This is a genomic window from Corynebacterium ammoniagenes DSM 20306 (assembly GCF_001941425.1).
GTDB lineage: Bacteria > Actinomycetota > Actinomycetes > Mycobacteriales > Mycobacteriaceae > Corynebacterium > Corynebacterium ammoniagenes.
Genome location: NZ_CP009244.1, coordinates 2,238,359 through 2,251,972 on the forward strand (window position 1 = coordinate 2,238,359; position 13,614 = coordinate 2,251,972).

At 52.9% G+C, this 13,614-nt stretch carries 7 protein-coding genes and 1 tRNA gene; 3 read left to right on the forward strand and 5 right to left on the reverse strand.

The features are described 5' to 3' along the window. Window positions 1-205: 205 nt before the first annotated feature. On the reverse strand, window positions 206-766 hold the full coding sequence (locus tag CAMM_RS10280) for a single-stranded DNA-binding protein (protein WP_003847260.1): 561 nt from the start codon (window positions 764-766) through the stop codon (window positions 206-208). A 270-nt stretch (window positions 767-1,036) separates the two neighbouring features. Further along, window positions 1,037-3,103, reverse strand: a complete 2,067-nt coding sequence (locus CAMM_RS10285; RefSeq protein ID WP_003847256.1) for a bifunctional copper resistance protein CopD/cytochrome c oxidase assembly protein — start codon at window positions 3,101-3,103, stop codon at window positions 1,037-1,039. Between the two features lie 159 nt (window positions 3,104-3,262). Here CAMM_RS10285 and CAMM_RS10290 point away from each other — a divergent pair. The 3 genes from CAMM_RS10290 (at window position 3,263) to CAMM_RS10300 (ending at window position 9,108) form a co-directional block, all read left to right on the forward strand. Further along, window positions 3,263-3,336 (forward strand) — tRNA-Arg (locus tag CAMM_RS10290). Between the two features lie 55 nt (window positions 3,337-3,391). Next, window positions 3,392-4,033 (forward strand): Fic family protein, encoded by a 642-nt coding sequence (locus CAMM_RS10295; protein WP_003847255.1) that lies wholly within the window; start codon window positions 3,392-3,394, stop codon window positions 4,031-4,033. Between the two features lie 104 nt (window positions 4,034-4,137). Then, entirely contained in the window at window positions 4,138-9,108 is a 4,971-nt protein-coding gene (locus CAMM_RS10300) for a DEAD/DEAH box helicase (RefSeq protein WP_003847254.1), read from the forward strand. Here the strand turns inward: CAMM_RS10300 and CAMM_RS10305 are convergent. The 3 genes from CAMM_RS10305 to CAMM_RS10315 are packed head-to-tail and all read right to left on the reverse strand — an operon-like array spanning window position 9,086 to window position 13,612. Continuing rightward, entirely contained in the window at window positions 9,086-10,699 is a 1,614-nt protein-coding gene (locus tag CAMM_RS10305; RefSeq protein WP_147581081.1) for an alpha/beta hydrolase, read from the reverse strand. The genes CAMM_RS10300 and CAMM_RS10305 overlap by 23 nt on opposite strands. Before the next feature lie 12 nt (window positions 10,700-10,711). Further along, entirely contained in the window at window positions 10,712-11,545 is an 834-nt protein-coding gene (locus CAMM_RS10310; RefSeq protein WP_003847251.1) for an ABC transporter ATP-binding protein, read from the reverse strand. Window positions 11,546-11,548: 3 nt separating this feature from the next. Beyond that, the gene (locus tag CAMM_RS10315) at window positions 11,549-13,612 is read right to left on the reverse strand and encodes a dipeptide/oligopeptide/nickel ABC transporter permease/ATP-binding protein (protein ID WP_003847250.1); all 2,064 of its coding nucleotides are present in this window, start codon (window positions 13,610-13,612) and stop codon (window positions 11,549-11,551) included. Window positions 13,613-13,614: the final 2 nt, after the last annotated feature.

Genomic DNA, 13,614 nt, shown 5'->3' on the forward strand with positions numbered 1-13,614 from the left:
AAATTTCGAGTTTTTATCACCCCAAAGCGTACCCGACAGATCAAATAAATGAACGCCTGCCACCGGTGTTATCCAGTAGCAAGCGCAGAATTCGGTCGGTTATTTATCGAGTGGGCAATAAATTAAATGCGAGCTAGCACCCCAACAAACCACTGCCCATCACCAATGATGGTGGTCACGGCAATAATTCGGGATAATTTAGCCTTTAAAAATTGGCCACCATGTCTTCTTCTTTGACTGCCTCGTCTTCGCGCGCATTATCAGCAGATTCAGCAGGCACAACCTCGACATCGGTTTCATCAATGACATCATCATTGTCCACGGTGTAGTCCTTATTAATGTGCAAAGCTTCACTACCGGCGTTGAGCACGATGCCTTCTGGGGTATGCATGGCATCCATGCGTTGAGAGGCCAAGATATGGCGGTTCATATCGATACCAACTTGCAGGCCACGCAAGTAAGTACGCTCGCGCTGCTTTTGGGTCTCATTATCCGTCCAAGTATCAGTGCACAACGAGCCGAGTGCGATAACGGGCATGCCCTTCTTCAAAGACTTAGAGGCATTAATGGCCAGCTGGCCCCAGATTTCAATATTCATATACACGGTATCGCTATCGCGCCATTCCAATTCGCCATTGGCATTGGTAAAGCGGCTGCGGCGGGAAGAAGCAATGCGCAAGCGGGTATTGACTTTATCGCCACTGAATTTCGTTACAAAAGGATCATCGGTCAGGTTGCCAGTAATAGTAATGGTGTATTGAGACATGAGAATGCATCTTTCTGGTGAGGTTTTCATTCGAGCGGATGCTCTTAAAACTCATCATTCAGGTGCCACAACTCATTGAAAAGACCAGAGACAAAAACCTGTGGACAACTTTGATGACTCGTCACGCAAAGTGTCAAGTTATCCACAGCTAAGTAGATGCCACCGTTAAAAACGAACAGACCGCCACTAGCCATCGATAAGCTAGCAGCGGTCTGCGTCCAGCGGCCTGCGTCCAGCGGTCTGCGTCCAGCGGTCTGCGACCCTAATGCCTTATTGCTGGCGGAAATGTCCCTGGTTTCCGTCTCGGTTAAGCTCGGCCAACATCTTGTTGTACTCGTCCATATCAATATCGCCTTCGACCTCTGCCTTGGCATCGTAGAACCGCGACTCGGAGCGGTCTTCGCGCAGCCAGTCCAAGGCGAGTTTGCCAAAGACAATAGCCAGCGGGAACTGCCCAAAGCCCCACGCGATACCGCCGCCAACTTTTTGATCATCCAAGAAATCATGCGGCCATGGGATTTCCAGTGACTGGTAATAAGCCAAGCCCATAATCTCTGTCAGCTGCATGAGATAAACACCCATAAACAGGTGAATCGGCATGGAAGCAAACAAGATGCCGAGGCGAATAATGGTCGAAGCACGCTTAGGCAGCGGGTCCGGTCCCACTACTTCCCAGAAGTAGATATAGCCGGAAATCAAGAACGTGAAGTTCATCAGCACGTGCCCGGCGTGCTCCGAGATTGCCAGCTGGTACAGGTCGTTGGACAAATACAGCACCCAGAAGAAGAACAAGAACTGCAAGACGTTGACGATGGGATGGGTGATAAACGCCAAGGTCTTCGACTTCGTCAGCGCCACCACCCAGTCATGGATAGTGGGCTTGCCGGGACGACCAGGTTCAAATGCTTCCAGGATCAACGTCAGCGGGGCACCTAGGACCAGCAGGAGTGGAAAGACCATGGATAAGACCATGTGTCCTAACATGTGCATGGAATAGGTCGCCGGGATGTACATGCCCAGGCCAGTGGACATATAGACGGTAAGCCCCAATGAGCCCAACATCCACCAGGTTGTGCGTGCCTTCGACCAAGACAGGCCACGCTTGCGCAAATTCCACAGCGCGTAGGCATACAGCGTGGCCAGGACAAGACCAATGGTGCCGAACATGATGTCAAAGCGGAATTGCGTGAGCATATTGCTCATTTCCGGGGCTTCTTGGAGTTCAAAGCCCATGACAATCTGCATGGAGTTCAGGTTCGGATCCCGCGGTGGTGGCGGCGGGGTGCGCCCCATTGTGATGGCCACACCGGCAGTTGCTGCCATCACGGCCACTTCCACGATTGAGACACGCAGAAAGAGGCGTGGCTTTTTCTTCAGCTGCGGCATGGTGATTTGTCGGTGGACAAAACCAATGAAAATCAGCACCAAGGTCAGCGCGGTTTTGGTGACGATAATCAGCCCGTAGCGGGTGGTAAACCAGTCCGAAAATTCAATGCGAATTGCGGCATTGATCAAACCAGAAATGACCATCGCACCGGCCGCCACCAGCGCGAGGGTGGAATAGCGGCGCACGGCCGTAGACATGTCCGGCCCCAGGCGTCGTCCGTGGGCAATCAGACCTAAAAGCCCGCCAATCCACAGGGCCATAAACAACAGGTGCCATAAGAAAGTGTTGGTGCCGTAGTCGTGGTCGCCGCCGGAGGCGGAGTGACCTTCCATGCCCAGCGGCACAATCATCAACACGGCCAGCACAAAGAGCACCGGTTGCATGGACCATTTGTTATTCACCAACGCCAGCACGCCCACGACAATGGCAATACCGGTAGTGATCAGCCAGACCTGCGCCGTGGCTACTTGCTCCAGCGCCATCGACATCATTTGTACATTGAGTACTTGGCCAATCGGGGTGCCGGAGACATCCGACATGACCAAAGGGGCTTCCAAAAGGCCAATGATGGCAACACCAAAGGCGGCAACAGCGCCGGTTCGCTTAGCGATGAACCCGTCCACCGTTAACCTCGCCTCATTTAACCGGAAATTATCCTTATCTGGAATATCCGGGCTAATGAAAAACGCGGTGGTCATAAAGGAACCGATGGACAATGCCATCAAGATCCATGCAATCGCGCGGAAGAAAGGCAGCCCGAAAGTCGTGAGCCGCCCAGGATCGGGAATGCCCAACGCGGCCAGAGAATCCGCGAGGAAAAACAGGGAAATAAAGCCGCCAACGAGACCAGCAATGAGCGCGGCGACTACATAAATAGGCCACGAGGAACGGACATTGCTTTTCGGTGGGACGGCGGGTTGTGCCGGCGATTGCTGCGAGGTCATCGACATGGCCCTTAGTATACTGAGCCAAGCTCAGGCCTCATAAATGTTAGCGACCGACTCCGTCACACCTGCCAGTTCAAGATTTCTTGAACCATGAGCTAAAATCACCCATTGTTAGTCCGCAAGGTGCACAGCCGATGTTTTGTACCCGCGGTTTTAACACTTGCCTCCATAGCTCAGCGGATTAGAGCAACGGGCTTCTACCCCGTGTGTCGTAGGTTCGAGTCCTACTGGGGGCACGCAAGTGACAAGGCGTTTCATTAGCCTTGCACCGAGCATCTAGGGAGGACTTCCATGCTCGATACGGGAAAATTGACGGACGTCATCTACACGGCCGGTAAAGTCTTCGACAATCTCCGAAGCGACCGGCTCGCGACACAATCTTTTATTTCTAACGGAGATATTCGAGGCATTGCGAGCCGAGCTGATCTCGAGCTGCTTAAAGACCTCAATGACGCCGCAAAAATCATCCTTGAGTGCCATAACAACAACATTTCGCTTAGTCCTAGCGTTGTCATTTCTATCAACTCTGCGATGACACGTTCAGCGGCACTTCGACCCGGAGTTTTTCGTCAGGACAGCGATAACATCGGGGTTTCTACTCGTTTTGGAGATCACCGACCTTTTGCAGTTCAAGAAACTGATCTCCAGAAGTTCATCAACGAGGCTTCAGTACTCTCCATTGAGAAGGCGGCTGCTACCCTTTTCGTTTCTATCGCAAAAGCTCAACCTTTCGGGGACGGTAACAAACGCACAGCGTTGTTAGCAGCAAATCTGCTTCTGCTGCCATCAAACAAAATACTGACAGTCCCTTTCAAGGACGACGACCCTGAAGTTTCAGCCAAGTTCAATGACTTGCTCGCGCGTGCATACATCTACGATGAGGTGGACGCATGCGTAGATTACATGGCGTCTCGAGGAATCATGCCCTTTTAATTCCTCCAAATTCAGCAGTATTTCATTGCCTGCTTTCTTTCGATGTCCCTCATCTTCCTCCCCCTGTTTCAGCGCACATAACCTAGTTCATAGATAATGTCTTTATGACTGCGTTTGGTGAAGTACTGGAACAACTCCGCGAAAATCAGCCTCAAGGCAAGTACGGCATTGCTTTTGAGAAGTTGATGGTGAACTTCTTCCGTACTGCCCCCACTCTTGCAAGCCAATTTGATGAGGTTTATCGCTGGAGTGACTGGCGCTATAATGGCGGCAAATCTGATACTGGCATCGACTTGGTGGCTCACCGAATTGATGACGATAGCTGGGTGGCCATCCAAGCGAAGTTCTACAAGGAAACCACCAGTATTCAAAAAAGCCACATTGACTCTTTCTTCGAGGCCAGCGGGCATTCCTTTGAAACGGAGAAGGGTAAGGAACACTTCTCGCATCGCTACATCATCTCCACCACCGACAAATGGTCAAAGAATGCTGAAGACGCTCTAGAAAACCAGGTCATTGAAACCAGCCGTATTGGTATGTCTGATATTGCCACGGCACCGGTGAATTGGGATGTAGCCTTCCCCGGTTCTGAAATTCAGATCAACCTATCCAGGAAAGAAGCATTTGCTCCTCGCAAGCATCAGGTCGAGGCAATCGACATGGTGATGACCGGGTTCGGAAACAATGACCGCGGCAAGTTGATCATGGCTTGCGGCACGGGCAAGACTTTCACTTCGCTTCGTTTAGCCGAGCAGTACGCAAAAGAAAACGGCAATAAGGCGCGAGTCTTGTTCCTAGTTCCATCAATCGCGCTGCTCTCGCAGACGCTTCGTGAGTGGACTGCGCAGTCCACGATGGATCTACGTTGCTTCGCGGTGTGTTCAGACACCAAGGTCGGGCGGGCTGCGGAAGATATTGCCCCGCACGACTTGGAAATACCGGTCTCCACCAATGGTGAGATGATTTCCAAGACTTTTGCGAGCGGTAAGCGTGCTCAAGGTTTGCACGTAGTCTTTTCCACTTACCAGTCCCTCCCGGCAGTACATGATGCTCAAATGACAGAGGGGGGGGGGATCGAAAACTTCGATCTCATTATCTGCGACGAGGCTCACCGCACTACCGGTGTAACTCTTGCTGGTGAAGACGCATCCAACTTTGTTCGCGTCCACGATGAGGACTACATCAAGGCGGACAAGCGCCTTTACATGACGGCGACTCCGCGCCTCTTCGATGATTCTATTAAGGGCAAGGCAGCAGAGCATTCCGCTGAACTCGCATCCATGGATGATGAGGCCATCTACGGCCCTGAATTCCACCGTCTCGGGTTCGGTGAAGCCGTAGAAAAGGGCTTGCTGACGGACTACAAAGTCCTGGTCATGACCGTTGATGAGGATGTTGCGGCAGAAGCACTGGCATCTGCACCAAGTCCGGATATTAATCTGACCACAGCATCTGCAATGATTGGTGCGTGGAATGCTCTCGCTAAGCGCTCGGGCAAACTTCAGGGTCAAAAAGACGGTTTTGACGTTGGTGCGGCACCGATGCAGCGCACCGTTGCTTTTGCGAAAGACATCAAGGCATCAAAGCAGATTGCAGAGTCTTTCCCGTCACTTATTGAGACTCACAAAGCACAGCTGATAGAGCACCAAGCACTGTCTGGCGTTGATGCGCAGAATATCAATCTTGAAATTGCCGCGGACCACGTGGATGGCACGATGAATGCTCTTGCACGTTCTTCGCGTATTTCTTGGTTGGAAGCGGACATGCCCTCCCAAGAATCCCGCGTTCTCACCAATGCTCGTTGTCTGTCTGAGGGTGTCGATGTCCCAGGCCTCGATTCCGTTATCTTCTTCAACCCGCGCAATTCGATGGTGGATGTTGTTCAGTCGGTCGGTCGCGTCATGCGTAAGGCCGAGGGCAAGGACTATGGCTACATCATTCTTCCCGTTGCGGTAGCCCCTGGTGTGAGTCCTTCGCAAGCGCTCAATGATAACTCTCGCTTCAGAGTTGTCTGGCAGATTCTCAACGCGCTTCGTGCGCACGACGATCGTTTCAACGCAAAAGTGAATTCCATCGCGTTGAACGAAGGTTCAATCGATGACTTACCTCTCGAGGTAAACCCAGTTGAGGATCCAAAAAAGAAGCTTAATGAAAGTGACGCTCGTAAAGCAGATGATGCCTATGACGATGGCACCATGGCGCAACAGGTTGCGCTGTTTTCTTTGGAGCAATGGCAAGAAGCCATGTACACGAAGCTTGTGGACAAAGTTGGAACGCGTACCTACTGGGAAGACTGGGCTGATGACGTCGCATCCATTGCACAGTCACAGATCACCCGTATTAAAGCCCTCGTCGATGGCGCTAATCCAAAACTACGTAAGGAATTCGACCGCTTTGTTGAAGGTCTGCGAGGTAACCTCAATGACTCCATTACTGATGATGAAGCGATAAGCATGCTGTCGCAGCATCTGATCACAGCACCTGTTTTTGATGCTCTATTTACTGAGTATGACTTCTCCACACATAACCCGGTGGCACAAGTCATGCAGCGTATGGCTGATGTGTTGGAGGAGGCCAACCTTGATACAGAGACAGATTCTTTGGAAAAGTTCTATGAGTCCGTCCGCGTACGTGCTTCTGAAGTATCTTCTGCTTCCGGTAAGCAGCAAGTGATTAAGGAGCTCTACGAGCGCTTCTTCCAAAAAGCATTCAAGAAGCAAGCTGAGTCCCTCGGTATTGTTTACACGCCAGTAGAAATCGTGGACTTTATCCTCCGCGCTGCCGATGACGTATCCAAGATACACTTTGGCAAAGGGCTTACCGATGAAGGTGTCTGCATCCTCGATCCCTTCGCCGGTACCTCCACCTTCATGGTTCGTCTCCTGCAGTCTGGTCTCATCAAACCGGAGGATTTGGCACGCAAGTACGCGAATGAACTCTTCGCAACCGAGATCATGTTGCTGGCGTACTATGTTTCCGCCGTCAACATTGAAACGACGTACAACGCACTTCGAGCCGAGGAGGCTTTCCGTAAAGGCGAAACTGAGCCTGAATATGTTCCATTCGACGGCATCGCGCTTGCGGATACTTTCCAGATCCATGAAGAGGGCGACATCCTCGACCTGGAAGTGTTCAAAAATAACAACCAGCGCATTGAGCGGCAAAAGACTGCACCCATCAACGTGGTAATCGGAAACCCTCCCTATTCTGCTGGTCAGCACTCTGCGAACGATAATAATGCGAACCTGAAATACCCAACTTTGGATAAACGTATTGCAGAGACCTACGCTGCGAAGTCGACTGCCACGAACAAGAATTCTCTATACGACTCTTACCTACGCGCATTCCGATGGGCCACCGATCGAATTGGCTCCCAAGGCATCGTCGCATTCGTTTCCAACGGCGGCTGGCTCGACGGAAACACAGGAGATGGAATCCGCCTGTCCCTGGCAGAAGACTTCACTGATATCTATGTCTTCAATCTAAGGGGAAACCAGCGCACAGCCGGTGAACTTTCGCGCAAAGAAGGCGGCAAGGTCTTCGGCTCTGGTTCGCGAAGCACCATCGCGGTCACCATTGGTATCAAGGACCCGACTCATGGAAGATCTCGAATCCACTACAGAGACATCGGAGACTATTTAAGTGCTGAGGAAAAGCTAGAAATCGTAAGTGAATCATCCATTCTAAAACTAGAATGGGACCACATCGAACCAAATATCCATGGCGATTGGATCAGCCAAAGGAACGAAAAGTTCACGCTGTGGCCAAAACTAGGAAGCACAAATTCCCAGGGACTGCAATTCTTCAAAAAGGTTTCTCTAGGCCTAGGGACAAGCCGAGATGCTTGGACATATTCATTCTCTCAGTCCAAATTAACGCTTAACGTAAAGAAATTGGGTAGGAACTTCGTTAAGGCTAGAGACGAGTTTCATGACGTCAGTCTTCCCCTACATGGCCCAGGTGAGCAACAGGTCAGCGCGTTTTTAAAGCAATTCCCTGGGCACTCGGACGGGTCTAAGATCAAGTGGAGCCGTAGTTTGCGTACCTATGCATTCCAAAATAAGGAACTTGTGTTTAATGAAGACCAACTAACGACGGCAATGTACCGTCCTTTTAGCAAACAGTCAGTGTATTTTGACAAGCTCTTGAACCATGAGCGTTCAAAGCTTCCCTCAATGTTCCCTACTCAATGGCACAATAACGTGGGATTCTATCAAGTCGGTAATGGCTCGGCAGTTCCCTTTTCAGCCTTTGCGACAAAACTCCTTCCAGATCTTCATGTCACTGGTGCCGGCTCAGGGGGCCAATTCTTTCCTCGTTTTACCTGGGAACCTCTCGAATTTAATGATGGTGGCTTATTCACAGAAGGCAGCACATCCACTTCAGAACAAGAGGCTTCCATGTACGGACAAGTCGGCGAAGTCGTTGACGGTTATCGCCGCATTGACAACATCACCGACGAGATCAAAAAGCTGTACCGAGGTTCTTTGGGCTCGGATATTTCAGGCGATGATATCTTCCACTTTGTGTACGGAAAGCTGCACGATCCGGAGTACCGGACGAAGTATGCTGCTGACTTGAAGAAGATGCTGCCACATATTGAAACTCCGGCGACGCGAGCGGAATTCGATAAGTTTGCAGTTGCGGGCAAGCAACTGATGGATCTCCACGTGAACTACGAAGATGCAGAACCTTGGCCGCTGACGTTCAAGGTCAACGGTGATGAGAATGACCGTGAGACGTGGCGTGTAATCAAGCTCGCGTGGGCAAAGAAAAAGGACCCAGAGACTGGTAAAAACGTCAATGATGTGACGACGATGAAATACAACAAGCGCGTCACCATCACGGATATTCCAGCAGAAGCCGATGAGTACATGCTGGGATCACGCTCAGCTTTGGCATGGATCATTGACCGCTACCTGGTGAAGAAGGACAAGGCATCAGGAATTGTTAATGACCCGAATGATTGGGCCGATGAAGTGGGCAACCCGCGCTACATTGCTGATTTGATTGGCAAGGTAACGCGGGTGGCAGTTGAGACCGTCCGAATCGTTAAGAGCTTGGAATCTGAGTAAACCTAGCGATGAGCTGCACCAGAGATTCCCAAGAGTCAGTTCCAGGGATGGTGCATAGACCGTGCACGGTGCCTTTGAACCAGTGCAGCTCAGTAATCACTCCGGCATCGGTGAAGCGGCGAGCCCAGTCGATTCCTTCATCGCGGAGCGGGTCAACCGGGTTCACTACAACCAGGGTCGGTGGAAGAAGTTCTGGGTTGGTCGGTATGAGCTGCACCAGCGAAGGCTTTACATGGTGGTCTGTATTTTCGGGAAGGTAGCCAGCCCAAGCCGCTTCGGATGCGCGGTCGTACCAGATCGGTCCATCGGCATACGTTGTCCAGGAAGCTGATTGCATTGCCGGATCCAGGCAGGGCTCCACGGCAATGAATGCGGTGACGTGCTGACGCAGTAGTGCTGCGTCAGCACGTGCGAATTCTTCGAGTCTCGCGAACGCTTGGGCAAGTGTGCCCGCGCCGGCGGAATCACCGTAGGCAATGATGGGCACATTGGGATATCGGCGCGCGGTTTCAATCAGCGCGGCAATCGCATCTTGAACGCCTGCTGGATAAGGGTTTTCCGGTGCCAACCGGTAATCCGGGGATACGGCAACTGCTGGCTGGAAGGCTTGAACTAAGGCCTCATGACGGACATCGTCATACTCGGGCTTGCCGCCCACATACCCGCCACCATGGACGCAGAAGAACACTACGATGGGCTGGGTACTTCCGTTGTGAATGTCATCGGCAGCTACAACGCGGACAGTCTGCGGTTGCGCATCACCGTCGGTGGTGTGGAATTCCGTGGCGCTGATGCCCGGCGCGAAGGGATAAGGCCTATTGCGCTTGGCCGTGGTCTCGCGCATGGGCACTACATCCCACGTGGTCTGCGGAGGAAGTACGTCCACGATGCGCTGAAGGCTGTCCAGAACAAAGGGCTTCTTTTTGCCGGTCGATGTGATGCTTTTAGACAACACATCGTCCAAGAAGGCATCGGCAGCTGCGAAGAATCCTTCAGGATTATCGTGGCGTACCAAATGCGATGCCCCGCTAACAATGGTCGTCTCTACTAACGGGAATTGCTGAAGTTCTTGAATATGTTCGTGGGTAAAGATTAATTCATTGTCTTTACCCACGCTATCGCCCGCGATAACCAACGTGGGAATGATGAGATTCGGCCAGATGGTCTCATCCGTTGCCCCATAGGAGAAGGAATACTCAGCGTTGTGGGCCTTGGCTTCTGCGGCGGTGAGAATGGCGGGGTCTTCAAGCACGAGGGCATCGGCAAGCAATGCATTATGCGTGGCAACATAAGCGGCCACTGCCCCGCCAAGAGAATGGCCCATAAGAATGACCGGAATACCGCTAGGTGATTGGTTAAGGATCTGCGCGAGGTCTTTCTCAAATTGTGTGGCGGTAGCGTGGAATTGGTTCTGACGCTGCGATTCTGTGAGCTCGGCTGCCAAACCGTGACCAGCAAGATCCACCAAGTACACCAGGAAATCCTCGCGATAGTGCGCGGCAAGGTCATGCAAATCCGTCGCGCTATACCCCACCCCGTGCGTGGCAATAATGATGCCGCGACGCGGGTTCCCAGCCACTTGAAAACTCAAGCTATTCCCCTACTAATTCAACTCAACACCCGAGGGGTGGAGCAATGATGGAGCGGCACCGAGCAACGTACGGGTATAGGCATCGCGCGGATTGCTGAGCAGCTCATCGGCCTGGCCCTGCTCTACAATCTTGCCGCCGTTCATCACCACGAGACTGTCCGAAATATAGCGCACGGTCTGGATATCGTGAGAGATAAACACCATGGACAGGCCAAGGTCATTCTTCAAATCCATGAGTAGGTTGAGGATCTGCGCGCGGACGGAAACATCTAGCGCGGAGGTTGGTTCATCGGCAATAATGACCTCCGGGCCCAGCGTCAACGCACGGGCGATGGCGACGCGCTGACGCTGACCGCCTGAGAGCTGTCCGGGCATGGCTTCAAGCGCAGAGACAGGCAGACCTACGCGCGAAATGAGTTCTTCAACGCGTTCTTCGCGCTCGGCTTTGGTGCCAACCTTGTGCATCTCCAGCGGGTCAATGAGCTGGTCATGCACGGTCATGCGAGCATTCAGCGCCGTTGATGGATCCTGGAAGATAACGGATACAACGCGCCCAATCTGGCGGCGCTCAGCTGCAGACCGGGTGGATACTTCCTTGCCGCGGAAAAATACCTGGCCATTGGTTGGGATCTGCAGGCCACACATCACATTGGCAGTGGTGGACTTGCCGCAGCCAGACTCGCCCACGATGCCGATGGTCTCACCTGCGTTGACTGCCAGCGATAGACCTTGGACTGCATGCACGTAATTGGGCTTGAACAGTCCACTGTTGCGGGATTTAAAGCGCACTTCAATATCGCGCAGCTCAATGATGGGATCTGTTGTGGTTGTGGTGTTGTGTTCCATGATTTACGCACCTTCCTTCGTGGTGGTTGAGCCAGTGTTCTCCACTGGAGTACCAGGAGAGATAACTCCGGTCTGCTGATCTGGAATGGCTGCGTAGGTGTGCTCCGTTTCCGGTGCTCCCACTTGTGTACGCACGGGAGTGATGTCCTCTCCGTAGCCTGGATGGGAAGAACGTGGTGCGAAGCGATCACCTGCGGGAAAGTCTCGCGGTGATGGGACAACGCCGGGAATCTGGTGAAGACGCCCGGAAGCGGCCTCAATGGACAAAACTGCGCCGAGCAGGCCGCGAGTGTATTCGTGTACGGGATTGGTGAGCAGCTCCACCGAGGTTCCCTGCTCAACAACCTGGCCGGCGTACATGACAGTCACCTTGTGTGCGACCTCAGCAACGAGTGCCAAGTCATGGGATACAAAGACCATGGCGAATCCGAGCTTGTCACGCAGGTCATTGAGCAACTCAATAACTTGCTTCTGCACCGTCACGTCCAACGCGGTGGTCGGTTCATCGGCTATAACCAGCTTGGGATCGCGTGTTAGGGCCATCGCAATCAATACGCGCTGGCGCTGACCACCTGACAGCTCATGCGGGTACGACTCCAAGGTGCGCTTTGGCTCCAGACCAACCAGCTCCATAAGTTCTTCAGCGCTACGGGTGCCACCGCGGGAGGTGAGCTGCTTCATCTGAGCTTTAATCAACATGCCTGGGTTCAGAGAACTCAGCGCATCCTGGTACACCATGGCTAGTTCATGTCCCAGCAGCGATTGACGTTCCTTGTGCGGCATGGACAGAAGGTCCCGGCCTTCATATAGCGCCTCACCGCTCACCTCGGCCTTCGGATCAATCAAGCCCATGATGGCGAAAGCGGTGATGGACTTGCCACAACCGGACTCCCCGACCAATGCCATGGTTTCACCCTTGCCGACGGTGAAGGACACGTTGTCCACCACATTGACATCACCATGGCGTGGGAACTTGATGCACAGGTTCTTGACTTCCAATAGAACCGGGGATCCTTCCGGTGCCTTCTGGCGGTCATCGCGCAGGGCTTCCACGCGCTTAAGTTCTGCGATTCGCTTGTCCAAGCTTTCTTTCTGCGCTGCGTGGGCCACAGCGGAATCAGAGAGCAGCTTATCCTGTTCGCGCTCAACATTCTTCGATGGCTTGGTCTTTGCAGGGCCGGTCGGTGCAGCAACCATGGCATCCGTGATGCCTTCGGACACAATGTTGAGACACAACACGGTCAACATAATCATTACGCCTGGGAAGAGTGCCTGCCACCATTCACCGCGCAACACACCTGGCTGCGCTGCGGACAAAATATTGCCCCAGGTAGCGATTGGTTCTTGAAGACCCGCACCGATGAAGGTCAGGGAGGCTTCCAGGATGATGGCGTCAGCCACCAGCAACGTTGCGAACACCAGGACTGGTGCCGCGCAGTTGCGCATGACGTGGCGGGCCAGAATCCATGGCGCACGTGCACCGGCGACAACCACAGCGTTGACATAGTCCTTGCCGTATTCACTCAGCACGTTCGCGCGGACAATACGAGTGAGCTGCGGGATGTAAACAAAGGCGATGGAACCAATAATCACCCAAATGAGTGACTCGGGGTTGGAAGGATCCCTAAACACCACGACGGTAACCGCTGCCAGCGCGATGGCTGGAACGGACATGATGACATCCATAATGCGCATGATGAGCTCATCCATGCCCTTGCGCGACACGGCCGCGATGGAACCCAAAATGACAGCAATCGCGAGCGCAATACCAGTCGACGCCAAACCAACCAGCAGTGAGTAGCGACCGCCATAAAGCAGGCGGGACAATACGTCACGGCCGAGGTGGTCAGTACCAAAGAGGTTTTCACCGGATGGCTCAAGGCCCTTCATGGTGATGGCTTGCGGATCGTGTGGCGCCAGCAGCGGCGCAAAAATCGCGCTGAGGGCAACGATGCCAAGGACGATGATCGATAGCTTGGAGCCAAAGCTCATGGCGTTCCACCGACGGAAGCGTACTTTGCCCGCGTTATCTTCCATGGCTTGGAGTTTTTGCTTCTTAGAAGTCATGT